This is a genomic window from Ideonella azotifigens (assembly GCF_006519715.1).
GTDB lineage: Bacteria > Pseudomonadota > Gammaproteobacteria > Burkholderiales > Burkholderiaceae_C > Ideonella > Ideonella azotifigens.
This window is the reverse complement of record NZ_VIDT01000022.1, coordinates 1-22491: the sequence shown is the minus strand read 5'-3', so window position 1 is coordinate 22491 and position 22491 is coordinate 1. Positions and strand designations below refer to the sequence as shown.

At 66.2% G+C, this 22491-nt stretch carries 24 protein-coding genes; 19 read left to right on the top strand and 5 right to left on the bottom strand.

Annotated elements, in window-relative coordinates:
- A partial coding sequence (locus FKP22_RS03235; protein WP_141285127.1) for a hypothetical protein occupies nucleotides 1-249 on the bottom strand: 249 nt, incomplete at its 3' end.
- 411 nt (nucleotides 250-660) lie between these two features.
- On the opposite strand from FKP22_RS03235, the gene FKP22_RS03230 reads away from it, so the two are divergent.
- From FKP22_RS03230 to FKP22_RS03160, 15 genes are all read left to right on the top strand, one after another.
- Nucleotides 661-954, top strand: coding sequence for a Flp family type IVb pilin (locus FKP22_RS03230; protein WP_141285125.1), 294 nt, complete (start codon nucleotides 661-663; stop codon nucleotides 952-954).
- A gap of 134 nt (nucleotides 955-1088) precedes the next feature.
- Nucleotides 1089-1325 carry a hypothetical protein gene (locus tag FKP22_RS03225; RefSeq protein ID WP_211361285.1) on the top strand — a complete coding sequence of 79 codons (237 nt, stop codon included), beginning with the start codon at nucleotides 1089-1091 and terminating at the stop codon, nucleotides 1323-1325.
- Between the two features lie 13 nt (nucleotides 1326-1338).
- Nucleotides 1339-2199 carry an OmpA family protein gene (locus FKP22_RS03220; RefSeq protein ID WP_141285123.1) on the top strand — a complete coding sequence of 287 codons (861 nt, stop codon included), beginning with the start codon at nucleotides 1339-1341 and terminating at the stop codon, nucleotides 2197-2199.
- Between the two features lie 89 nt (nucleotides 2200-2288).
- Nucleotides 2289-3758, top strand: a complete 1470-nt coding sequence (locus FKP22_RS03215; protein ID WP_170200728.1) for a pilus assembly protein TadG-related protein — start codon at nucleotides 2289-2291, stop codon at nucleotides 3756-3758.
- A 41-nt stretch (nucleotides 3759-3799) separates the two neighbouring features.
- Entirely contained in the window at nucleotides 3800-4672 is an 873-nt protein-coding gene (locus tag FKP22_RS03210) for a hypothetical protein (protein ID WP_141285119.1), read from the top strand.
- Nucleotides 4669-5463: a hypothetical protein gene (locus FKP22_RS03205; RefSeq protein WP_141285117.1), complete on the top strand. Its 795-nt coding sequence runs from the start codon at nucleotides 4669-4671 to the stop codon at nucleotides 5461-5463. Before FKP22_RS03210 ends, FKP22_RS03205 begins: the two co-directional genes overlap by 4 nt.
- Nucleotides 5460-6179, top strand: coding sequence for a hypothetical protein (locus FKP22_RS03200; RefSeq protein ID WP_141285115.1), 720 nt, complete (start codon nucleotides 5460-5462; stop codon nucleotides 6177-6179). The genes FKP22_RS03205 and FKP22_RS03200 overlap by 4 nt, the downstream gene beginning before the upstream one ends.
- Nucleotides 6176-6376, top strand: a complete 201-nt coding sequence (locus FKP22_RS03195; RefSeq protein ID WP_141285113.1) for a hypothetical protein — start codon at nucleotides 6176-6178, stop codon at nucleotides 6374-6376. The genes FKP22_RS03200 and FKP22_RS03195 overlap by 4 nt, the downstream gene beginning before the upstream one ends.
- A 17-nt stretch (nucleotides 6377-6393) precedes the next feature.
- Nucleotides 6394-7338: a Flp pilus assembly protein CpaB gene (gene cpaB, locus FKP22_RS03190; protein ID WP_141285111.1), complete on the top strand. Its 945-nt coding sequence runs from the start codon at nucleotides 6394-6396 to the stop codon at nucleotides 7336-7338.
- Between the two features lie 113 nt (nucleotides 7339-7451).
- Nucleotides 7452-8900, top strand: coding sequence for a type II and III secretion system protein family protein (locus FKP22_RS03185; protein WP_170200727.1), 1449 nt, complete (start codon nucleotides 7452-7454; stop codon nucleotides 8898-8900).
- A gap of 17 nt (nucleotides 8901-8917) precedes the next feature.
- Nucleotides 8918-10660, top strand: a complete 1743-nt coding sequence (locus FKP22_RS03180) for a TadA family conjugal transfer-associated ATPase (RefSeq protein ID WP_141285107.1) — start codon at nucleotides 8918-8920, stop codon at nucleotides 10658-10660.
- Nucleotides 10657-11499, top strand: coding sequence for a type II secretion system F family protein (locus FKP22_RS03175; RefSeq protein WP_141285105.1), 843 nt, complete (start codon nucleotides 10657-10659; stop codon nucleotides 11497-11499). The genes FKP22_RS03180 and FKP22_RS03175 overlap by 4 nt, the downstream gene beginning before the upstream one ends.
- Before the next feature lie 17 nt (nucleotides 11500-11516).
- Nucleotides 11517-12380 (top strand): type II secretion system F family protein, encoded by an 864-nt coding sequence (locus FKP22_RS03170; protein WP_141285103.1) that lies wholly within the window; start codon nucleotides 11517-11519, stop codon nucleotides 12378-12380.
- Between the two features lie 34 nt (nucleotides 12381-12414).
- A complete protein-coding gene (locus FKP22_RS03165) occupies nucleotides 12415-12765 on the top strand; it encodes a DUF192 domain-containing protein (RefSeq protein ID WP_141285101.1) in 351 nt (116 codons plus the stop codon).
- Nucleotides 12762-14876: a fused MFS/spermidine synthase gene (locus FKP22_RS03160; protein ID WP_141285099.1), complete on the top strand. Its 2115-nt coding sequence runs from the start codon at nucleotides 12762-12764 to the stop codon at nucleotides 14874-14876. The genes FKP22_RS03165 and FKP22_RS03160 overlap by 4 nt, the downstream gene beginning before the upstream one ends.
- 105 nt (nucleotides 14877-14981) lie before the next feature.
- Here FKP22_RS03160 and FKP22_RS03155 read toward each other — a convergent pair whose 3' ends face one another.
- The gene (locus FKP22_RS03155; RefSeq protein ID WP_141285097.1) at nucleotides 14982-16610 is read right to left on the bottom strand and encodes a peptide chain release factor 3; all 1629 of its coding nucleotides are present in this window, start codon (nucleotides 16608-16610) and stop codon (nucleotides 14982-14984) included.
- A gap of 297 nt (nucleotides 16611-16907) precedes the next feature.
- Between FKP22_RS03155 and FKP22_RS03150 the strand changes: the two genes are divergently transcribed.
- Nucleotides 16908-17669 (top strand): hypothetical protein, encoded by a 762-nt coding sequence (locus tag FKP22_RS03150; protein ID WP_141285096.1) that lies wholly within the window; start codon nucleotides 16908-16910, stop codon nucleotides 17667-17669.
- 38 nt (nucleotides 17670-17707) lie between these two features.
- On the opposite strand, the gene FKP22_RS03145 is transcribed toward FKP22_RS03150, so the two are convergent.
- The 3 genes from FKP22_RS03145 to FKP22_RS03135 form a co-directional block, all read right to left on the bottom strand.
- Entirely contained in the window at nucleotides 17708-18238 is a 531-nt protein-coding gene (locus FKP22_RS03145; RefSeq protein ID WP_141285094.1) for a Dps family protein, read from the bottom strand.
- Nucleotides 18239-18297: 59 nt separating this feature from the next.
- Complete coding sequence (locus FKP22_RS03140) at nucleotides 18298-19056, bottom strand: acyltransferase (RefSeq protein WP_231010746.1); 759 nt, start codon at nucleotides 19054-19056, stop codon at nucleotides 18298-18300.
- Nucleotides 19057-19159: 103 nt separating this feature from the next.
- Nucleotides 19160-20632, bottom strand: a complete 1473-nt coding sequence (locus FKP22_RS03135) for a catalase (protein ID WP_141285129.1) — start codon at nucleotides 20630-20632, stop codon at nucleotides 19160-19162.
- A gap of 244 nt (nucleotides 20633-20876) precedes the next feature.
- Here FKP22_RS03135 and FKP22_RS03130 point away from each other — a divergent pair, with 244 nt between their 5' ends.
- The 3 genes from FKP22_RS03130 to FKP22_RS03120 form a co-directional block, all read left to right on the top strand.
- Nucleotides 20877-21287, top strand: a complete 411-nt coding sequence (locus tag FKP22_RS03130) for a GntR family transcriptional regulator (RefSeq protein WP_141285090.1) — start codon at nucleotides 20877-20879, stop codon at nucleotides 21285-21287.
- Between the two features lie 11 nt (nucleotides 21288-21298).
- The gene (locus tag FKP22_RS03125; protein ID WP_141285088.1) at nucleotides 21299-22237 is read left to right on the top strand and encodes an ABC transporter ATP-binding protein; all 939 of its coding nucleotides are present in this window, start codon (nucleotides 21299-21301) and stop codon (nucleotides 22235-22237) included.
- Nucleotides 22238-22274: 37 nt separating this feature from the next.
- Nucleotides 22275-22491 (top strand): hypothetical protein (locus FKP22_RS03120; protein ID WP_141285086.1); only part of this gene is annotated, 217 nt, incomplete at its 3' end.

Here is a 22491-nt window from a genome sequence, read left to right as displayed (position 1 = left end):
CACCAGTTGCCACAGCGTGGTGTGCGCGCCGTCTCTCACGGCCAGCGCGACCCAGCCTGTGCCGGCCAGCTGCCACGCGGACCAGGCGATCGTGACAGCCGCCAAGCCCTGCTTGGCGGAGCGCCGCGAGGCCCCGATCACCAGCAGGCCAAGTGTCGTCAAGCCGACAAATCCAAGCGCCCAGGCCCAGGGCCAGGCCGCGCAAAGGCCGAGCATCGTCCCGCAGCCGGCGCAGCCGATCCACAGCATCAGCGAAACGCCATCGACCTTGACCTGCACGGGCCGCGCACGACCCGCCGCCAGCCAGCGTGACGCTGCCGGAAAAGGTCGCTTGATCCTGGGTCCCCGCGCGATGGCTGCCTGGCTTGCCCGCACATTCCTCCCTGTTCGCCGACACGATGTCGACACGCATGGCGCGCGAGTCTCGATGGGTCGAGATGACAAAGCAAGCGCGTGACGACTTGTGAAGCACTGTTTCAAATCTCTTACGCCGCGTTGCACAAATGCACGGGTTAGGGGGATGCCGACCCCCGTATGTCCCGAATATTGTTCGGCCCAGCGAGCCTTCATGGGTCCGCGATCTCAGGGCCTGTTTCAGGTCGCATGCGGTATTAGCGACGGGCAGATGCCTCCATCCACCACGTGAAAGAGGAACCTTTTATGAAGCTGTTTGCCAACAACTCGCTGCGCCGTTCGCGCGGCCAGGGCATGACCGAGTACATCATCATCGTGGCGCTGATCGCAGTGGCCGCCATCGGTGTGTACAACCTGTTTGGCGCCACGGTGCGGAACCAGACCGCCGGCATGGCCGCCGCCCTGGGCGGCGCCGGCACCGAGTCCCAGGATGCCAACAAGCTCGGTGTGTCTAACGGCCAAGAGTCGACCAACGAAGCCAAGAAGACCAAGGGCCTGGAAAACTTCACCGACGGCGCCACCGTCAAGCCGAAGACCTGATTTGGGTCTGCTGGTGTGCGGGCGTTGCAAGACGCCCGCACCAGCCTCTGTCATCCGGGCTGTTGCAGCCGAACACATGTGAGGGTGTTATGACACCGATACGCTCCGTGGCCGCGCGTGAACGCGGCCAAGGCATGACGGAATACATCATCATCGTCGCACTGATCGCCATCGCGGCGATCGGCGTCTACAACCTGTACGGGCGAACCTTGCGCGATCAGACCGCCGGCATTGCTGCTGCGGTAGGCGGCGACGCGACCGACGCTGTCGACGCCAACAAGTCGGCGGTGAGCACGGGCAAGATGGTCACCACCGAAGCCAAGGCGAAGATCGGGCTTGAGAATTTCACCGACCCCGCGACCACGAAGTAACAGGAACTGTCAGATGGCGTTTTGTTCGCGCCGGCGGCTGTTGGCAGCATCGCTGGCCAGTGCCATCTCGGCACCTCCGGCCTGGGCCGAGCGGGACTACACGGATCATCCGCTGCTGAGCGGCATGCCCGGCTACAGCGTGCGCAGCAAGGACGTCAAATCGTTCGACGCCGTGACGTTGAAGCCTTCCGACATCGTGATCGCCAAAGGTGCGAAGTACGAAGGTCCTTTGGCTTTTGAAGGCAAGGTCACGGCGCTGGTGTATGCCTTCTCGTCAAAGTCGGAGAAGCGCAGCCAGGTCGAGATCTATCGGAACTACGAGGCTGCCATCCAGAAGCTGGGCGGTAAGTTGCTGAGTTCTCCGTACGTTGACGGGAGCTACGGTTGGCATGTTTTCCGAATCGAGCAACCGAATCAGGCGCCTATTGCCGTCCTGCTCAGGATTCCCTATGAGACGCGTTACGAGCTGACCATCATTGAGCCGAAGGCCATGGTGCAGTCGGTGCAGGCCGGCCAATTGGCCAAGGAAATTGCCGACAGCGGCTTTGCCACGCTGTACATCAACTTCGACACCAACCAGGCGGTGCTGAAGGAAGACGGGCAGGCGGCAGTCAAGGAGATTGCCGTGTTGCTGAAGCAGCAGCCGCAGCTGAAGCTGTCGATTGAGGGCCACACCGACAACGTGGGGCAGGCGGCTGACAACAAGAAGCTGTCCCAGGCGCGGGCTGAGGCAGTGCTCAAGGCGGTGGTCGCGCAGGGCATTGACGGCAAGCGCCTGGCCGCAGTCGGCCGGGGGCAGGAGGTCCCGGTGGCGGACAACCGCAACGAGGCGGGTCGCGCCAAGAACCGGCGCGTGGAGTTGGTGAAGAGCTGATGCAGCGCAAGCGGGAGACCTCTTGCGCGGCCGCCAGCGGCAAGTGCAACAAGGTCTGGCCTGCGCGCCAGGCGACGGGAAGGACAAACATGTTCAACAGGCGTCTTGGCATCTCTCCGGTTCGGCGCAGTGCGCGTGGCCAGGCCCTGATCTGGCTGTTGGGCACCATGGTGGCCAGTGCCGCCATCCTGTATGGCGTGTTCAATGTGGCCCAGATCACCGTGGCCAAGCAACGCACGGTCAATGCGGCCGACGCGGGCGCGCTGGCCGGCGCTACTGTGCAGGCGCGCATTCTGAACCTCGCGGCCTACAACAATCGCGCGATGATCGCGAACGAGGCCTTCCTGATCCAGATGCTCAGCATCGAGAGTTGGCTGCAGTACTTCGGCACCACCGCGAACAACTTCGGCACGCTGGCCGACATCATCGGCATCTTCATTCCGCCCATCGAGGCCATCGGCAAGATCCTCGACAAGCTGGCAGACGCGACCGAAGAGGTGCATGACCTGCTGGTCAAGGCCGACGACAAGGCCATCATCCCGTTGATCGAAGGCTCCAAGCTCGCCATCGAAGGCGCGCACAAGGCGGTCATCCTCGCCGGCGGTGCGCTGGCCGAAGACGCGGCCACCAAGATCATCGATGCCAACAAGACCAACTTCGGCACCCACACCGATGTGGGCGTCGAGCTTGACAAGCGGCCGGGGGTGCTCGCGGTCACCATCTCCCAGAATCTCAAGGACTGGAAGAACTTCACGACCCAGTACACCGACAGCAAGCGCAAGGACGCGGCCGATGTGCTGCTGGCCTCGCGTGACCGATTCTCGACGGATCGCCCTGGATTGTGGTACCTCAATCTGGACCTTGGCCTGATGGGGACCGAGAAGAAGGGCGGCTCCAAGCTGTCCAGCGACTTCAACCGCTGGGAGACCGAAGACACGCTGGAGGTCTGGGAGAAGGTGCCTTGCAAGTCCGGCATGTGCAAGGAATACCAGCCCATCGGCTGGGGCCGGTCCAACGCCGACAAGAACGGTTCATCGGGCAATGAATGGGACCCCCACCGCTGGGCCCAGGAGCTGGCGCATGGCGACGCCACCAACCATGGCGGCAACGCGACGAAGTTGATGAACTGGAGCGGCGTGCCCGATGTCTACGACATCAAGGACAAGTCGACCAATGCCAGGGCCACGCTGGGCGTGGACTTCCTGGTCGCCACGCGCAAGTCACGCGCCGCCGTGTTGACCACCCACCAGATGGGCGTGGGCCTGGACAGCACTGCGGTGACCGGCTCCGGCGACATGCTGGAGCGCAACGAGGCCGACCAGTACACCGCGCTGGCCAAGGCGCGCGTGTTCTTCGAGCGGCCGCAACGCAACCTGGCGAACGACAAGACCGCCAACGTCCTGTGGCGCTCCGACAGCGCGAAGGAATATGGCTCGCTGTTCAGCCCTTACTGGCAGGCGCGCCTGGTGGACCTGACCCAGGCCGAGAAGGCCAAGCTGATGATCGCCATGGGCATGCTGCCCGACAAGGTCCTGTACACGCCGGGAGGCCAGAATTGAGCGGTATCCGCACCCTTTTCCGATGCGGATACCGGGCTGGCGTGGCGTTTCTGCTGTGCCTGGCGGCACCGTTGGCTTCGGCCGCCGCGGCTGCCGAAGACAGCCGCACGCCGATCTACATCCATCGCGCGGCCACCGGCAACCTCGAAGGCCTGAAGAACGGCATCGGCCTGACCGTGGAAGCCTGTCGCGCGGCGAAGAATCTGCCGCCGGGCGGGCCGGTCAAGCTGCCCTCCGACGAGTACCTGCGCAAGCTGCAGGTCGTCGAAAGCGAGGAGTATTTCGACAAGGCCAGCCACGCCGGCTACAACACCTATCGCAAGGTTGCGGCGGACCCGGCCAGCGGGTCCTGCGAACTGGCGCTGTTCACCGAGCGCCACGCCTGGGCTGGCCAGGAATGCGGGCAAGCCACGAACGGTGGTTCGGCCTCGATGAAGGAACTGCTGGATTATGAGAATCCGGTCGTGCCCAAGGTCGAGCTGAACACGGTGGCCGCATCGCGCGCAGGCTGCGGCAAGAAGGCCAAGGCCTACGACCTCACCGGCCTGCCCGCCGAGGACGCCGGGGGCGCGCGCTGCGTGTGGGACAGCGACGTGGTGGCCAAGTCCATGCGCGAGGCCGGCCTGACCGCCGAGGGCCACAAGAAGGACAGCCCCGCTGCCGACTATTGCCTCTACGAGCGCCAGCCCATCTACGTTTACAACGGCCACCACGAGCTGGTCGTGCTGAAGGGCTCGGGTTCGACCCAGGGCGATGTGCTGGACGGCCTGCTGGGCGAGACCACGGCCTTCCTCAACGATCGGCTGCTGTCCATGACGGATGGCACACCGATTCCCGCCGAACGTTTCAGTGCTGCAGCGGTGCGCAGCTTCGTGTCACAGCCCGCGAAGACCTCACTGGGGGACCGTCGATGACTCAGTCAAACCAAATGCGCAGCCGCCAGGCCCAACGCGGCCAGTCGATTGCCGAGTTCCTGGTCGCCCTGGCGGTGTTGACGCCGCTGTTCATCGCGGTGAGCTACGCCGGCCGTTATGGCGACCTGGCGATGACGACCACGCAGGCCAGCCGCTATGCCGCCTTCCAACGCGCGCGCGAGCCCAGCGAGGCGCGCCTGTCGACCAGCAAGCTCGAAGACCAGACGCGCACGCGGTTCTTCGCCGAGGGCGACTACCTGAACAAGGGGCGCATCCAGTCCGACGACACCATCGCGATGCTCAGCAAGGACAAAGGCCAGCCCGCGCTGTGGCGCGACCTGGGTGGCACCAGCCTGCTGGCCAATGCCGAAACCGACGTCACTTTCCAATGGGACGATGCCCCGGTGGGCACCGGCGCCGTGACCAAGACCATGGGCGTGATGACGAAGTCGGCTGGCAAGGACTATCCGCCGGGCCGCAAGGCCAGCCTCGAGGTGAAACTGGTCAACAAGTTCAACCTGTCGGAAGACAGCCCGAAGCCGCTGGTGCTGGCTGCGACGACCGCCGCCGCCGGCAATCCGCTGAACAGCGGCGGCAGCTCGTCCACGCGCGACGCCGCCTCCACCATCGTGCCCACCTCCAAGGTACCGAGTGCGCTGACCAAGCTGCTGGAGGTGGCGCTGGCCCTGTTCGAGCCGGATGGCCCGATCATTGGCTGCATCAAGCCCGACGTGGTGCCGGACCATCGCCTGGACGGTGGTGCCGACAACAGCGACGGCCAGTGCAAATGACGCCACCGCAGCTCCGCGGCGGCTGCGTGGCGCTGGCGATGCTGGCAGGGCCGGCCATGGCCGCCACCGACTGGCCCGAGGTGCCTGCGCCGCCGCGTGCAAAGGTCGAATGGGTGGCGCAGGATTCGGTCATCAACGGCCTGCCCAGCCGCATCGAACGCTTCGAAACCGACTTGAGTCCCGGCGAGGTGCTGAGCTTCTATCGTGAGCGATGGAAGAGTGCCAGGGCTGGTGCGCCGCGCGAGACGGCTGCGGGCGGTTGGCAAGGCCTGTCCACCTTGACAGGGGACTTCCAGGTCGCTGTTCAGGTCAAGCCGCGTCAGCCCTCCGGCAGTGAGGGGCTCATCAGTACCGCGCATTTCGGCGATGTGCGGCGCGAGCCGATTCCCTCGCAGCTGCCGCGCTTCTACGACACCCGCATCGCGCAGGTCACCGAGTCGGTCGATGGGCCGACGCGCAGCCAGCTCGTGACGATGGTCAGCAACGAGAGTTTCGAAGTGAACATGAACCGCTGGCGCGGGGAGTGGCAGCGCCGCGGCTGGCAAGCGGCCTTCGACAAGCAGGCCCCCGTCGAGCGCGACGGCGTGAGGACCTGGCTGGCCAGCTTCAACAAGGGCTCGCAGTCGGTGGATGTGGCGCTGAGTTGGCGGCCCAGCGACCGCCGCAGCTACCTCACCGTGAACCTGCTGTCCTCGACCGGAGATTTGCAGCCGTGAACCGCATGCTGAAACTCGTCAAAGGGATCCGCACCCAGCGTGGCCAGGCCCTCGTGGAATACGCCATGGTGGCGGCCGCGTTGGCAGCAGCGCTGTTCTACCTCGATTTCGGCGGCGGCAAGACCGGAGCCCAGTACCTGACGGACATGATCCGGGCCTTCTTCCGCAACCTCACCTACTTCATCTCGCTTCCCTGACCTAGACGGGCTTCGCCATGGCTTTTCAGAAACCCAAGATCAACACCAACTGGCTTTTGCTGGGCATTGCCATCGCGCTGGGCATCGGCGCCGTGGTGGTGAGCAACCACCTGATCAAGCGGCGCATGGCGCAGCTGGAAGAAGAGGCGCACAACGGGCGAAAGACGGAGAGCGTGGTGGTGGCCAAGCGCGACATGGCGCGTGGCGAGTCCATCACGGCCGACGCGATGGCGGTGCGCGAGGTGCCGGTGGAATTCCTGCACGCCGACGCCATCCGGCCCAACCAGTTCGGTGCGCTCGAACGGCAACGCCTGGCAGTGCCGATGAAGCGTGGCGACGTGCTGCTGCCGGTGCACTCCGAAGGCAATGGCGGCCAGGTGTTTTCCGCCACCCTGAAGAAGGGCATGCGGGCGCTGACCTTCGAGGTCGATGCGGTGAACTCCATTTCTGGCATGCTGCGCCCCGGTGATCGCATCGACCTGATCTATTCGGCCAAGCCCGTCGACTCTTCGGCTGGCGCGAAGGAGGACGTGACCGCGCCGCTGCTGTCCAACGTGGCCGTGCTGGCCACCGACCAGCACCTCTCCAAGCGCGATGACGAGAGCGGCAAGGATCGCTCGTTCTCCACCATCACGCTGGAGGTCTCGCCGTTCGACGCGGACCGCATCATCGTGGCCAAGAGCTCTGGCCGCCTGACCGCCGTGCTGCGCCACCCCGAAGACGAGGTGCCGAACGGTACGCGCGCGCTGACCGCCTCCAACATCGGCAGCCACGGCGACGGCAAGACCAGCGTCGGGCCTTCCATTGAATACATCGTGGGCGGTGGCGGCGGGGGCGTGGCGCAACCGCAATTCCAGCTGGAGCGATTTGCGGCGGCCATGCCTTTCCAGGCCGGCAGAGGCGGTGCGGCGCGTGCGGCGGGAGGGGACCCTGCCGGGGCTGCCGCCCAGGGCGTGCATTGAGCGCGCCCCCCATTTCTCCTCCAGCCCTCAACCTCCTGGGAGTTGTCTTGTTGTCGCCCGTCCTGTCATTTTTTGCCCGCGGCGTGCTGCCCCTGGGTTTGCTTGTCCTGCCCATGGCTGCCGCTTGGGCCCAGAGTGGCAGCCCCGCTGCGGCCGTGGTGCCGCGCCCCACCCCACCTGCGGTCACCACCGCTCCCGGCACCCTGATCGAAACCCAGCCGCCACCGGCCACCGGCGCGCGCCTGCCGGCCCGCCCTGTCGCGCCGGCGGTGGTCGAAACCGGCCTCAAGCGGGTGATGGCCGTGGGCGAGGTGCAGACCATCGGCCTGCGTGGCGTCGCACGCATCGCCATCGGCAATGGCGCGCTGGTCAAGGCCACGGTGGTCGATGACCGCGAGATCGTGCTGCTGGCCGAAGGCGCCGGCGAGACGGTCATGCACGTCTGGCTGCGCAACGGTCGGCAGCTCAGCTATGAGCTGCAGGTGATGGTGTCGCGCACCAGCCGTGTGCTGGACGACCTGCAGGCGATGCTGAAAGAGACGCCGGGCATCAACGTGCGTGCGGTCGGCGAGCGCATCGTCATCGAGGGCCGCTATCCCAATGCCGAGGCCGCGGCGCGCATCAAGCTGCTTGGAACCCATTTCCCGCAAGTGCTGAACCTGGTGCCCAACGCGCCGGCGGATGCCGACCCGCTGCAGCTGGAGCGCATGGTGCAGATCGACCTGCGGGTGGTGGAAGTCAAGAAGCGCGCGCTGGACCAACTCGGCATCAAGTGGGCCACCAGCGCCAACGGGCCGACCCTGGCGACCAACGTGCTGGGCTACAGCAACACGCCTTTCCGGCCCGAGGCGGGCTTTGCGCCGGTGACCACCGGGCACCCGATCGCGACCTACCTGGGTCTGGCGACAACGATCACTTCGGCGCTGAACTTCCTGGAGCAGAACGGCGACGCCTGGACGCTTGCCGAGCCGCGCCTGTCCTGTCGCAGCGGCGGTTCGTCGGAATTCCTCGCTGGCGGCGAGATTCCCATCCCCGTGGGTCAGGGCTTCGGCGTGGTTTCGGTGGAGTACAAGAAGTACGGCGTGTCGATCGAATTCAAGCCTGTGGCCGATGGCAGCGGCAACATCGACTCGCACCTGCTGATCGAGGTCAGCCAGCCCGACACCCGCAACTCCAACGGCGGCTTCGTGGCCTTCACGACCAACCGCACCGAGACCCAGGTGGCCCTGAAGACCGGTGAGCCGCTGGTGATCTCGGGCCTGTTGCGGCAGAGCAGCGACAAGTCGTCCGACGCGCTGCCAGGCTTGGGCCGGTTGCCGTTCATCAGCATGCTGTTTGGCGCCAAGGAAGCGCGCACCGAGCAGACCGAGCTGTTTGTCATCGCCACGCCGCGTGTCATCACCCCCGATTCGGCCATGAACAAGACGGCTATCGACCGCGCGGCCGCGCTTGCCACGGACGCGGACCAGAACACCCGCGGCCGCCTGGAGCCGCCGCCCGACGAACCCGCACCTTCGACGACCACAACGCCCATGGGCGGTGGCTCGCGTGGCAATCGCTGAAACCGAGAGATGTCCTGATGCTCACCATTGAAATCGCCGGCGCGTCCGATCCGGCACCGCTGCGCATCCATGCGCCCCGCTGCGTGATTGGCAAGGACCTGGACTGCGAGGTCACGCTGCCGGGCTGGCGCGTCAGTCGCCGGCATGCCGAGGTCTTCGTGTCCAACGACCGGGTCTACGTGCGCGACCTGGACTCGACCTTCGGCACCCAGGTCAACGACCGCAAGCTCGAGCAGGCCCACCCGGTCGGCGACAGCGACGAGATCCGCATCGGTTCTCACTCGCTCAAGGTCATGTGGCACCGGCCGGGCGGCGAGGACTTGTCGGCCGACGCGGTCCAGCCTGCAGCCCCGCGGGTTGCCGCTGGCGTGGCAAAAGCGCCAGCAGCGCCCAAGCCGGCGGCAGCGGTGCCCGAAGCGCCCGCCGGGCCGCCCATCCCGCTGCCTGCCAGCGAGGAGCACTATCGCTTCCGCCGCCTGTTGCACGACCGTCTGCTCGAAGCCTTTGACGTGCGCCGCACCGACACGCACCGCATGGCTGACGATGACCTGCGCGAGCTGACCGAGAAGCTGATCCGCGACCTGATCGCGCGCATGTCCAACGACCTGCCGCCGCACATCGACAGGGTGCAACTGCTCGAGGAGGTGCGCGATGAGGCCATCGGCCTCGGACCGCTGGAGCCCATGCTGGCCGACCCGAGCATCACGGAAATCATGGTCAACCGGGCGGACGAGGTGTTCGTCGAACGGGCGGGCCAGCTGCAGCGCTGGCCAGTGGCGTTCACCAGCGACCGGGCGGTGCAGGGCATCATCGAGCGCATCGTCGCGCCGATCGGCCGGCGCATCGACGAAAGCTCGCCGATGGTGGATGCGCGGCTGAAGGATGGCTCGCGGGTCAATGCGGTGATTCCGCCGCTGGCGTTGAAGGGACCGTCGCTGACGATCCGGAAGTTCTCCAAGCGCAAGCTGGGTGCGGACGACCTGCTGAAGTTCGGTTCGGCCAGCCCGGCCATGATCGAGTTCCTGCGGGTTTGCGTGGAGAAGCGCAAGAACATGCTGATCTCGGGCGGCACCGGCTCCGGCAAGACCACGCTGCTGAACATCATGTCCAACTTCATCCCCAACGATGAACGCATCGTGACCATAGAGGACGCGGCCGAACTGCAACTTCATCACTCCAACATCGTCACGCTGGAAGCGCGTCCGGCCAACATCGAAGGCAAGGGCCAGATCTCGATTCGCGAGCTGGTGAAGAACTCGCTGCGGATGCGGCCGGACCGGGTCGTCGTCGGCGAATGTCGTGGCGGCGAAGCGCTGGACATGCTGCAGGCGATGAACACTGGCCACGATGGCTCACTGACGACGGCCCACGCCAACAGTCCACGCGACATGCTGGCCCGCCTGGAGGTCATGGTGCTGATGGCCGGCATGGACTTGCCGGTCAGCGCGATCCGCGAGCAGGTGGCCTCGGCCATCGACATCATCGTGCAGCAGACCCGCTTTGCCTGCGGCACCCGCAAGGTCACCAGCATCGTCGAAGTGACCGGCGTGGAGAGCGGCAAGATCCAGCTGCAGGAGGTCTTCGCATTCGAGCAGACCGGCATCAACGCCGCGGGCAAGACCCAGGGCCACTTTGTCGGCCGCGGCTTCGTGCCGGAGTTCTACGACGAGCTGGCCCGCATTGGCATTCCACTGGACCTGGACATCTTCCGCGACGGTCTGCCGCCGGCAGACGATGACCGAGGGGGGCGCCGCGCATGACGCTGGACCTCACGCTGATCGGCCTGATGGTGCTGGGCGCCGTCATCGCCACTTTCTGGGTGCTGCGCAATGCGTACCAGGGTTGGCGTGAGCAGTTCACCGAGAACGCACGTGTCTCGCTGGACGACATGTTCCTGTTCGTCGATCCGCGCGCGCTGTTCCATGTCAACGTCGCGATCTTCGTGCTGCTGCCGTTGTTCGTCTGGCTGATCACCGGCACGCTGTTCTTCGCAGTGGTGGCCGCTGTGGTGGGTGCGGTCTTCCCGCGCCTGGCGTGGGTCGTGATGCGCAAGCGGCGGTTGGCCAAGCTGGTGCTGCAGCTGCCCGATTCGCTGACGATGATGGCGGGCTCGCTGCGCGCCGGTGCCAGCCTGCAGCAGTCGCTGGACATGGTGGTCCAGGAGTGTCCGGCACCGATCTCGCAGGAGTTCTCGATGCTGCTGCGCGAGCAGCGCCTGGGCCTGGCGCTGGAAGACTCCTTGCGCGGCATGGCCCAGCGCCTGAACATCGAGGACATCGACCTCTTCGTCTCGGCCATGACCATCGCGAAGGAAGTGGGCGGCAACCTGTCGGAGATCCTCGACCGGCTGGCGACCACCTTGCGTGCCAAGGCGGTGATGGAAGGCAAGATCAAGGCGCTCACCTCGCAGGGCAAGATGCAGGGATTGATCGTGGCCATGCTGCCCATCTTCCTGGCGGGCATCCTCTACGTGATGGACCCGGCCTCGATGATGCCGCTGTTCGTGACCTGGTACGGCTGGGCGGTGATGGCCGGTGTGTTTGTCATGCTGATGCTGGGCGGCTTCTTCATCAAGAAGATCGTCACCATCGACGTCTAGCGCGGAAGGCTGCAGCCATGGACCCGATTCTTGTTTCCCTGCTCGCCGGCACGGCGTTTGCCGTGGCGGCCTATGCCGTGTGGCGGCTCGTGGCCGAACTGGGCGGCGCGGAGACCGTCTACCGCGATCGCCCGCCCAAAGGATTCAGGTACCTGTGGCCGGCTGTCAACATCTTCGCCAACACCTTCGGCTTCTTGCTGCGCGGCGAGCGCGAGGCGGCACTGCTGGCCAAGCTGCGCAAGGCCGGCCAGGAATACGCGTTGACGCCACAGCAGTTCTTCGGTGGCAAGATCGTCGGCCTTCTGGTGGGCGCGGTGGCCGGCATGGCGCTGGCTGGCGACGGCACCTTGCTGCTGGGCGGCGTGCTGGGTGGGCTGTTCGGATACGCCTACCCCAGCATCTGGCTGAGCGACCACACCAAGAAGCGCAATCTGGCCATCCTGAAGGCAATGCCGTTTTTCCTGGACATCGTCACGCTGTCCATCGAGTCGGGTCTGAACCTCACGGGCGCGCTGCAGAAGGCTGTGGACAAATGCAAGCCCGGGCCGCTGATGGTCGAGATCAACCGCGTGCTGCGCGATGTGCGGGCCGGCAAGCCGCGTCTCGAAGCCTTGCGCGACCTGGCCGACCGGATGAGCTACGCGCCCATCTCCAGCCTGGTCAGCGCCCTGGTGCAGGGCGAGCTGATGGGCTCCAGCCTTGGCCCCATCCTGCGCGCGCAGAGCGACCAGCGCCGGACCGAGCGTTTCCAGCGCGCCGAGAAGCTGGCGATGGAAGCGCCGGTGAAGATGTTGGGCCCGCTGATCATGTTCATCTTCCCCTGCACCTTCGCGGTGATCGGGTTTCCGATCGCGATCAAGTTCATGGCCTCGGGCTTGTGACCCTCGCGCCTGCTTCTCACCCAGTTCTCCTGCCATGTCCGCTGCCCTGCTGACCCTCAACATCGACGGCGTGCCCACCCAGCGCGTGATCCGCAATGCCAACACCTGGTGGCGGCGCGCCGTCGGCCTGCTGGCCACCAAGGAACTGCAACATCCTTGCGGTCTGTGGCTGCAGCCCTGCAATGGCGTGCACACCTTTGGCATGCGCTATCCGATCGACGTGCTGTTCCTGCGAGCCGATGGCGTGGTGCTGAAGATCGTGCCGAAGCTCAAGCCCTGGCGCTTCGCGCGCTGTGGCGGCGCTGCCTCCACGCTGGAACTGCGCGCCGGCCTGGCGAGACGACTGGGGCTGAAGCCCGGCATGTCGCTGGACCTGATGGCGTGAACACCCTCAGCCAGCGCTGGCCCGCACTGGTGAGCCGGCATGCTGCGCTGCCGGTGCAGGCGCTGTTCATTACCTGCATCTTCCTGTCGGCCTTCCTGCTGTTCCTGGTCCAGCCCATCATTGCCAAGCAGATCACGCCATGGTTTGGCGGCAGCGCTGCCGTCTGGACCACGGCGCTGATGTTCTTCCAGCTGCTGCTGCTGGCCGGCTACCTCTATTCGGACCTGGCCACCCGCTGGTTGCGCCCGCGCACCCACGCCTGGGTGCACGTGGGCCTGCTGGTGCTGGCCGTGGTGCTGCTGCCCATCGTGCCCGAGACCGCGCTGAAGCCGGACCCCCACAAGGCGCCGATCGGACAGGTGCTGTGGGTGCTGCTGGCCACCGTGGGCCTGCCTTATTTCTGCCTGTCCACAACCGGCCCGCTGCTGCAGGCCTGGTACAGCCGCCTGTTTCCGCGGCAACGGGTCTACCGCCTGTTTGCGCTGTCCAACCTGGCCTCGCTGGCAGCGTTGCTGGCCTATCCATTCGTGATCGAGCCGTTCACCGGCAGCCTGCAGCAAGCGCAGGGCTGGAGCCTGGTCTTCTGCCTGTTTGCGCTGCTGTGTGCCACCAGCGCCTGGGCTGCGGGGCGGCCGAAAGGCCAGGCCGCAGCGGCAAGCGAAATGGCCGGCAGTGGTTGGTCGACGGCCTCGAACCTGGCGCCAACTTGGGCCGACTTCGGGCTGTGGCTGCTGCTTTCCATGATGGGCTCGATGCTGCTGCTGGCCATCACCAGCCACATCACCCAGAACATCGCGCCGGTGCCCTTCCTCTGGCTGCTGCCGTTGTCGCTCTATCTGTTGAGCTTCATCCTGTGCTTCGAGGGCCGTGGCGGGTACCGGCGTGCCTGGTTCACTGCGCCGCTGATCCTGTTGCTCGCCGCGATGGCGTGGTGCACCAACCTGCCACCGCGGCTGGTGGCCATCGGCTGGGCCGTGCCTTTGTATGCGGTGGGGTTTTTTGTCTGCTGCATGTTCTGCCACGGCGAGCTCAGCCTGCGCAAGCCGGGCCCGCAATACCTGACGCGCTTCTACCTCTGCCTGAGCCTGGGTGGGGCGCTGGGTGGCCTGGCGGTGGGTGCGCTGGCGCCTGCGGTGCTGGACAACTACTACGAGCTGCCACTGATGCTGGCGGCCATGTCGGTGTTGATGCTGTGGCTGCTGCGACGCTACCTCACCGCCAACAAGGCCGCATGGGTGGTGCTGGCGCTGGCCGTGGCGAGCGCCCTGCTGACCGCGTCCATGGCGTGGGTCTTCCACCGCCAGCATGCGATGGGCGTCGTGTCCCAGCAGCGCAACTTCTATGCGGCTTCGCAAGTGGTTGAGAGCCGCGGGGGCCAGGGCGAGGCGAAACGGGCATTGTTCAACGGCACCATCCTTCACGGCACCCAGCTGCGCTCGGAACATGGCCAGCGCACGCCGACCACCTACTACGGCACAAGCAGCGGCGTGGCCGAGGTGATGCGCTACACCGCTGGTCGTGTGGGCCGCCATGTGGGGGTGATCGGCCTGGGGGTCGGCACGATGGCCGCCTGGGGGCAGTCTGGCGACGATTTCCGCTTCTACGAGCTGAACCCCCACAGCCAGCAGATCGCCGAACGTGATTTCACCTACCTGAAGAATTCACCGGCGCACCACAGCGTGGTGCTGGGCGATGCACGTCTGATGCTGGAAGCGGAACTGGCCGAAGGCCGGCGCGGCGACTTCGATGTGCTGGTGGTCGATGCCTTTTCCGGGGACTCGATCCCGGTGCACCTGCTCACCCGCGAGGCGCTGGCGATCTACCGCCAGCACCTTCGCCCCGGCGGGATCATCGCCTTCCATGTCTCCAATCTGTACCTGGACCTGGCGCCGGTGGTGTTGCGGCTGGCAGTCGATGCGGGGATGCAAGCGGTGCAGCTGAAGAGCCGGCCCAGCCAGCCGGAAACACCCTCCTACTGGGTGCTGGTGACCCAGGACCAGGCCTTCGTCAGCCAGCCGGCCTTGCTGGCGCGCAAGCTGCCGCTGGCATCGGTTGGCAATTTGGCGCCCTGGACCGACGGCCACAACAACTTGTTCGAGGCGCTGCACTGAACGCCACGCCGCCCTTGTGCCGTGTGCGCGTGTCCTTGAAGCCCGATGGCTCGGCTTGGCTGGCTATCCGGCTGCGATTGAGATGGGCGCGGCCCCTCTCTTGCCTCAATCCCCCATGCGCTGCTGAAACACCAGCCCGGCATGTTCGCGCAGCGCGTGGAACTTGATCTTCGGCCAGTTCTCCTGGATGGCGCGCAGCTCGCCAGCGTATTCGAGCAGCAGCGTCGGCGCGTCGACCGCGTCCAGCGCCAAGCGGTGGCTGTTGCCGTCGACGAAGCGCTTGAGTTCCTTCTCGCCGCCGTCGGCTTCTTCGCAGGTGATCCAGCGGGCCACGTTGTAGCGCGCCGGCATGATGCGGGCCTTGACGCCGTATTCGTGTTCCAGCCTGTGCGCCACGACTTCGAACTGCAGCTGGCCCACGGCCCCCAGCAGCAGCACCGAGCCGAGCATGGGGCGGAAGACCTGGATCGCCCCTTCTTCACCGAGCTGTGTCAGGCCGGCGCGCAGTTGCTTGGTCTTCAGCGGGTCGGCCACTTCGACCGAGCGGAACAGCTCGGGTGCGAAGAAAGGCAGGCCGGTGAACTGCAGGCTTTCGCCTTCGGTCAGCGTGTCGCCGAGCTGCAGCACGCCGTGGTTCGGAATGCCGATGATGTCGCCTGCAAAGGCCTCGTCCAGCAGCTCGCGCTTCTGGCTCATGAAGGTGACCACAGTGTTGGGCCGCAGTTCCTTGCCCGAGCGCACCACTTTGAGCCGCATGCCGCGCTCGAAGCGGCCGGAGGCCACGCGCAGGAAGGCGATGCGGTCGCGGTGGGACGGGTCCATGTTGGCCTGGATCTTGAAGACCACGCCGGTGAACTTGGGCTCTTCCGGGTGCACCGTGCGCTGGATCGCCGGGCGCGGGCCGGGCGACGGGGCCAGGCCGACCAGCGCGTCCAGCACCTCCTGCACGCCGAAGTTGTTGACGGCCGAGCCGAAGAACATCGGCGTCTGCTTGCCAGCCAGGAAGTCTTCCAGCACGAACTCGGGCGCCGCTTCGCGCACCAGCTCGATCTCGCCCTGGGCCTGCTCGTACTGCATGCCAAAGCGATCGGCGTAGGCCGGGTTGTCCAGCCCTTCCAGCACTTCCTCGGTGCCGGCCACGCGGTCTTCGCCGGGGCTGAAGACGCGCATCTGCTGCTTGCGCAGGTCCATCACGCCGTGGAAGAACTTGCCCATGCCGACCGGCCAGGTGAAGGGCACGACCGTCATGCCCAGCTCGCGCTCGATCTCGTCCATCAGCGCCAGCGGGTCCTGCACCTCGCGGTCCATCTTGTTGACGAAGGTCAGGATGGGCGTGTTGCGGGCCCGGCAGACCTGCAGCAGGCGGCGGGTCTGCGGCTCGACGCCGTTGGCCGCGTCGATCACCATCAGCGCCGCGTCCACGGCAGTCAGCACCCGGTAGGTGTCTTCCGAGAAATCCTGGTGGCCGGGGGTGTCCAGCAGGTTGATGGTGCAGTCGCGGTATTCCATCTGCATGACCGAGGAGGCCACCGAGATGCCGCGCTGCTTTTCGATCTCCATCCAGTCGGACGTGGCATGGCGCGAGGCCTTGCGGGCCTTCACCGAGCCGGCGATCTGGATTGCGCCGGAGAACAGCAGCAGCTTTTCCGTCAGCGTGGTCTTGCCCGCGTCAGGGTGGGAAATGATGGCGAAGGTGCGGCGTTGCCGCACCTGTTGGGCGAGTTCAGAGGTCATAGGATGCGGCCCTCGGCCGTCAGTGGGCCCCCAGGGCCCTGGTGCCGGTGAGCAAGCAGCTGGCTGCCACCGGCGCAATGGGATGCAACAGGCCCGCCTCACGGCGAACGCTGTTGCAACGACGTGTGTGGACTGGGGGATTATCGGTCGTCGACCGGCCAGCCCGCGCGTTCAAAGGGATCCGTCACATTGGAGGATTGAGCAGAAATGAAGAACCAGGGCTTCTCGTGCGCCACGCTTGGCGGCGCTTGTGCATTGATTTTCGCCGCAATTGCTGCGCCGGCCCAAGCCGGGCCCTTGATCAATGACGTTCCGGCCTTGCAGCGCGGTTTCGCCAGCCTGCTGGCGGGCCATTACAACGCCAAGGCTTGCGGCGAGATTCCTGATCGGCAGGGCAAGGGCAATCGTCCCGGCAGCGTGACGGTCTCGCCCGCCGGCGTGATCTCGATCGGTTCGCTCAGCCTTTCCATGTTCGATCCGGCGGCGCAGTTCGCGCTGAGCCGCCACTTTGCATCAGCTGGCTTTGGCTACGAGCTCTCTGTTGGCGGTCGCCGGGTGGGCATGACCAACGACAAGCCAGGTGGCGAGACCTTTGTGGACATTGGCCGGACCGAGGACGGCGGGAACGTGTCGGAGGGCCAGATGTGCGCCGACGCCGACATGCGCGGCTCCCGCCTGCTGAGCGCGACCGAGCCGCTGATCGACTTCCTGGCGGCGGTGTACGACACCGGCGGCCAGACCATCACGGGTGACTGCAAGAACCTCGGGCGCAAGCGCGGCGGCAAACGGGAGGGAGGTGAGTCCCGGCAGGCCAGCTACTCGGTGAGTGCCAGCACCGTGACCCTCAACGGCAAGGCGCTGGCGCTCAAGGGAGGCGCGAAGTTGGCGGAAGCCGGCATCGGCAGCCGCTTTGCCGATGGCACGCTCAATGGCGACATCGAGTGGGCCGACGGCGCCAACCTGCACATCGAACGCGCATTTGGCGAAGGCGGGGGCGGCGTGGCCAGCTTCGCGTTTGCCGAGGGTGAGGCGCGCTGGTTCTGCAAACCTGCGCGTTGATCGGAAAAAAGCCCGCGATTGGCACGCGGGCGGCTGATTCACTCTTCCAGCAACGAGCGCAGCATCCAGGCGGATTGCTCATGCACCGTCAGGCGCTGGGTCAGCAGGTCGGCGGTGGGTTCGTCGCCGGCCTTGTCGGCCAACGGGAAGATGCTGCGGGCGGTGCGGGCCACGGCTTCGTGGCCCTGGACCAGGATGCGCACCATTTCCAGCGCCTTGGGCGGCGTGGTCGGCACGTCCGGGATGGAGCTGAGCTCGCTGAACTGGGCGTAGCTGCCGGGGGCGGCGTGGCCCAGCGAGCGCATGCGCTCGGCGACCGGGTCGACCGCATTCCACAGCTCTGTGTACTGCGTCATGAACATGGTGTGCAGCGTGTTGAACATGGGCCCGGTCACGTTCCAGTGGAAGTTGTGCGTGGTCAGGTAGAGCGTGTAGGTGTCTGCCAGCAGCTTGCCCAGGCCGCCGGCAATCGCGGCGCGGTCCTTGTCGCTGATGCCGATGTTGATCGGCGGCGCGCTGGTGTTGGTGGCGAGCACGTCAGTGCTGGTCTTGGTCTTTGTCTTGGCCATGGGAACTCCTTGTTTGGCAGGGGATGGAAGGTGACCGGTGCGTCCAGCTGTGACGCAGGTCAATCATCGGCGGATTCGTCTTCGGTCAGATTGCTGTCTGGCGCGTCATCAGTGTCGGGTTGAACCAGGCCGCGCTCCTGGAGCAGCGCCTGGGCATGCGTGTCGAAGCTGCCGAACTGACGGCTCCAGGTCGTGTCGGTGCGCAGCACGCGGGCCGGCACGCCTGCGGCCACCGAGGTGGCCGGCACGTCATTGGTCACCACGGCACCTGTGCCGACGATGGCGCCTCGACCGATCTGCACATCGGCCATCAGGATCGCTGCGCGGCCGATCCAGACGTGGTCGCCCAGCGCAATGCGGCGCCGGGTGTCATTCATCACGTCACCTGTCTTCAGGTCGATCAGCGGGTGCTGGTCGCCGGCCTGAACCAGGATGTCGGACGAGAACATGCAGTCCTCGCCGACGGTCACATCTGCATGGTCGCAGACGATGCGCGTACGGGTCGAGGTGGTGCCCCGGCCGATGTTCAGGCTGGAAGTGCGCCACATGCGCACGTCGTAGTGACCGGTGACGCCAGGCCCGAAATCGATGCTGTGACGGTCGCCGCCCAGGCTCAATGTCAGGTGGCCTGAGAGCATGGCCAGGCGGATGCGAATGCCATGCAGGGCGCGCTTGCCGCCTTTGTGCAGCAGCGACAGCTGAAATTTCCCGCTCTCTCCAGCCTCCACGGTTTCCGGCGCCAGTTGCAACACGCAGTTGTCCCCGAACTCGCCCTTGCGCTTGACCCAGGGCGGGGTCGCCGCCAGCTTGTACTCCACCAAGATGAACCGTCCTTTGTTGCCGGCAAGTTGCCGCCAGACGGCCGAGGCTACCCGAGCGCTTGCTGGTTTGGCAACCCGCGTCGTCAACGCTTGCGAAGGCTCAGGCGCCGAAAGCAATGCCCCGCTCGCGCAGCGCCCCTCGCACACGCAGCCCGTACTCCGGGTCGGCCAGGTCGAAATGGGTCAGCTGGCGATCGATGATGAAGGCCGGCACGCCGCTCATCGCCGCGGCAATGTTCTCGGCCAGGCGGCGCCGCTGTCCTTCGTCGAACAGCCGGTAGAGCGCGCCGGGCTGGGCGTAGTCGTCGTTGCCTTCGCGGTGGTTGTAGTGGTCGGCATCGCCGCTGAGCGGCAGCGGCGGCTCGCGGTAGGCGGGCGTCTGCTGGGCGCCGCCGAAGGAGTTGGGCTCGTAATACGCATCTTCGCTGCCGGAGCCGTGTTCTCCGTCGTGGGCAAAGAAGTTCATCGAGCCGTCCTGGTGGTAGTGGTGCACCGGGCACTTGGGCGCATTGACCGGCAGGGCTTCGTAGTGCGTGCCCAGGCGGTAGCGATGCGCGTCGGCGTAGCTGAAGATGCGGGCCTGTAACACCTTGTCGGGACTGTGGCCGATGCCGGGCACCACGTTGCTGGGCGAAAACGCGGCCTGCTCGATCTGCGTGAAGTAGTGCTGCGGGTTGCGGTTCAGCGTCAGCGTGCCGACCTCGATCAGCGGGAACTCGGCATGTGGCCAGACCTTGGTCAGGTCGAAGGGGTTGTAGCTCGTCTGCCCGGCCTGCTGCTCGCTCATGACCTGGATGAACAGCGTCCACTGCGGGAACTCGCCCTTGCTGATCGCGCCGTACAGGTCTTCCTGGTAGCTCTCGCGGCTCTGGCCGATGACCTGCGCCGCTTCGGCATTCGTCAGCGTGCGGTGGCCCTGGTGGTTCTTGAAGTGGAACTTGACCCAGTGGCGCTCGCCGGTGGCACTGATGAAGCTGTAGGTGTGCGAGCCGAAGCCGTCCATGAAGCGAGGGCTCACCGGGATGCCGCGGTCGCTCATCAGGATGGTGACCTGGTGCAGGCTCTCGGGCGACAGGCTCCAGAAGTCCCATGCGGCGGTGTTGCTGCGCAGGTGGGTGCGGGGGTGGCGCTTCTGGGTGTGGATGAAGTCGGGGAACTTCAGCGGGTCGCGGATGAAGAAGACCGGCGTGTTGTTGCCCACCAGGTCCCAGTTGCCTTCTTCGGTGTAGAACTTGACCGAGAAGCCGCGCACGTCGCGCTCGGCGTCGGCCGCGCCGAGCTCGCCGGCCACGGTGGAGAAGCGCGTCAGCACGTCGGTCTTCTTGCCGACCGCGCCGAACAGCTTGGCGCGCGTGTAGCGGCTGATGTCATGCGTGACGACAAAGCTGCCGAACGCGCCCCAGCCCTTGGCATGCACCACGCGCTCGGGAATGCGCTCGCGGTTCTGGTGGGCCAGCTTCTCCAGCAGGTGCAGGTCCTGCATCAGCAGCGGGCCGCGCGGGCCGGCGGACAGGCTGTTCTGGTTGTCGGCCACCGGCGCGCCAGCGCTGGTCGTCAGCGTGGTGCCATGCATCACCGGGCAGCCGGCGGCGAGGGAGGATTTCGGATCGGACGATTGGCTCATGGCGGCTTCCGGAAGGTGGGTCAGGAAGCGTTGATCTTAGGAATGAGCTATGAATTCGTCCAACCCAATAGAGCCATGTCGGAGATGGCCTGAAGCGGGGGCAGGGGGTGGGCCTTTTGGCAGTGGCCGGCAGCCAAGTGTTTGCACTGTACTAATTCAAGTAGTACAGTCGAGCCTTGTCTTTGGAGACCACATGAGCCGCCCCCAGCCCTTGATGATCCAGATCGCCACCGGCGACGCCCGTCCCATCGTCAAGCAAATCGTCGATGCGGTGCGCCTGAAGATCGCCACTGGCGAGCTGCTCGCCGGCGCGCAGCTGCCCAGCGTGCGTGGCCTGGCCCAGCAGCTCACCGTCAACCCCAACACCGTCGCCAAGGCCTACGCCGAACTCACGGCCGAAGGCTGGCTGGACGCGCGCCAGGGCCTGGGCCTGTACGTGGCCACGCCGCGCCAGCGCCTGAGCGACGGCGAACGCGAGCGCCGGCTGGACGACGCCATCCAGCGCTTCGTGCATGAAGTGGCCGCGCTGGACTACCCGCCGCAGCATGCGCTGGCCCGGCTGGACGACGCGCTGCGCGTGCTCGCGCCGAAGAAACTGGCCTGAGGTCCACCGCCATGAACGACAGCCTGTTCACGCCTGAGGCGCCGGTGATCCACACCGCCGGCCTGTGCAAGCGCTACGGCCGCAAGCTCGCGCTCGATCACCTGGACCTGCAGATTCCACGCGGCGGCGTGCACGCCATCGTCGGCGCGAACGGCGCCGGCAAGTCCACGCTGTTCCGCGTGCTGCTCGGCTTCCTGCCGCCCAGCGCCGGCAGCGCCACCATCCTCGGCCGAGACAGTGCCCGGCTGCGCCCGCAGGACCGCGCCCGCATCGGCTTTGTCAATGAGGAGCACACGCTGCCCGGCTGGATGGCGGTGGCGGCCGTCACCGCGATGCAGCGCCACCAGTACCCCGGCTGGCGCCAGCCGGTGTTCGACGAGGTGATCGGCCACTACCATGTGCAGCCTGCTCAGAAGGTGAGCCAGCTCTCGCGCGGCGAGCGTGCCGGCTTCAACCTCGCGCTCGCCCTGGCGCAGACGCCCGAGTTGCTGGTGCTGGATGAACCCACACTGGGCCTGGACGTGGTGGCCAAACGCGCCTTCCTCGAATCGCTGCTGTATTCGAACGCGGCCACCGACGGGCGTGGCGCCTGCACCGTCATCTACTGCTCGCACCAGATGGAAGAGATCGAGCGTGTGGCCGACAACCTCATCATCCTGGAGCGCGGCCGGCTCAAGCACATGTCCGCGCCGGACGACTTCCGCGCCCGTGTCACCCACTGGGTGGCCGACATCCCGTTCAAGGCGCCCGACCCGGCCCAGGTGCCCGGCCTGCTGGAGCAGCAGCAGCTCGACGGCCTGCACCACTACCTGGTGCTGGACCAGGACGACAGCTTCGGCCGCTTCCTGCGCGCCAGCGGCGCGCGCAGCGTGCAAAGCATGCCGGTGAGCCTGGACCGTGCCGTCAACAGCTTTCTCGCGCAGCACCATGCTGCGCCCATCGCAGCCTGAGCGCCGCCCCCTTCAGCGCATTTCGAGGACACAGATCATGTGGGACCTGTTCAAGGCCGAGCTGCTGCGTTTTCGCGGCTGGGCGATCGGCATTGCCGGCCTGCACCTGCTGGTGCTGGGCTTCCTGACCCGCGTGGTCGACCTGGGGCAGCAACCCTGGCTGGTGCACCTGGCCTTCGGCATCGCCTACGGCGCGGTCGGGGGTCTGCTGGGCCTGTACCAGATGGGCGTGTACCGCCGCCCCGGCACCTGGC

What these genes read in the sequence shown, in the direction of transcription:
- FKP22_RS03230 (WP_141285125.1), top strand. Translation starts at nt 661, where the DNA reads ATGAAGCTGTTTGCCAACAACTCGCTGCGCCGTTCGCGCGGCCAGGGC.
- FKP22_RS03225 (WP_211361285.1), top strand. Translation starts at nt 1,089, where the DNA reads ATGACGGAATACATCATCATCGTCGCACTGATCGCCATCGCGGCGATC.
- FKP22_RS03220 (WP_141285123.1), top strand. Translation starts at nt 1,339, where the DNA reads ATGGCGTTTTGTTCGCGCCGGCGGCTGTTGGCAGCATCGCTGGCCAGT.
- FKP22_RS03215 (WP_170200728.1), top strand. Translation starts at nt 2,289, where the DNA reads ATGTTCAACAGGCGTCTTGGCATCTCTCCGGTTCGGCGCAGTGCGCGT.
- FKP22_RS03205 (WP_141285117.1), top strand. Translation starts at nt 4,669, where the DNA reads ATGACTCAGTCAAACCAAATGCGCAGCCGCCAGGCCCAACGCGGCCAG.
- FKP22_RS03200 (WP_141285115.1), top strand. Translation starts at nt 5,460, where the DNA reads ATGACGCCACCGCAGCTCCGCGGCGGCTGCGTGGCGCTGGCGATGCTG.
- cpaB (WP_141285111.1), top strand. Translation starts at nt 6,394, where the DNA reads ATGGCTTTTCAGAAACCCAAGATCAACACCAACTGGCTTTTGCTGGGC.
- FKP22_RS03185 (WP_170200727.1), top strand. Translation starts at nt 7,452, where the DNA reads ATGGCTGCCGCTTGGGCCCAGAGTGGCAGCCCCGCTGCGGCCGTGGTG.
- FKP22_RS03180 (WP_141285107.1), top strand. Translation starts at nt 8,918, where the DNA reads ATGCTCACCATTGAAATCGCCGGCGCGTCCGATCCGGCACCGCTGCGC.
- FKP22_RS03175 (WP_141285105.1), top strand. Translation starts at nt 10,657, where the DNA reads ATGACGCTGGACCTCACGCTGATCGGCCTGATGGTGCTGGGCGCCGTC.
- FKP22_RS03170 (WP_141285103.1), top strand. Translation starts at nt 11,517, where the DNA reads ATGGACCCGATTCTTGTTTCCCTGCTCGCCGGCACGGCGTTTGCCGTG.
- FKP22_RS03165 (WP_141285101.1), top strand. Translation starts at nt 12,415, where the DNA reads ATGTCCGCTGCCCTGCTGACCCTCAACATCGACGGCGTGCCCACCCAG.
- FKP22_RS03155 (WP_141285097.1), bottom strand. Translation starts at nt 16,610, where the DNA reads ATGACCTCTGAACTCGCCCAACAGGTGCGGCAACGCCGCACCTTCGCC.
- FKP22_RS03145 (WP_141285094.1), bottom strand. Translation starts at nt 18,238, where the DNA reads ATGGCCAAGACAAAGACCAAGACCAGCACTGACGTGCTCGCCACCAAC.
- FKP22_RS03135 (WP_141285129.1), bottom strand. Translation starts at nt 20,632, where the DNA reads ATGCATGGCACCACGCTGACGACCAGCGCTGGCGCGCCGGTGGCCGAC.
- FKP22_RS03130 (WP_141285090.1), top strand. Translation starts at nt 20,877, where the DNA reads ATGAGCCGCCCCCAGCCCTTGATGATCCAGATCGCCACCGGCGACGCC.
- FKP22_RS03125 (WP_141285088.1), top strand. Translation starts at nt 21,299, where the DNA reads ATGAACGACAGCCTGTTCACGCCTGAGGCGCCGGTGATCCACACCGCC.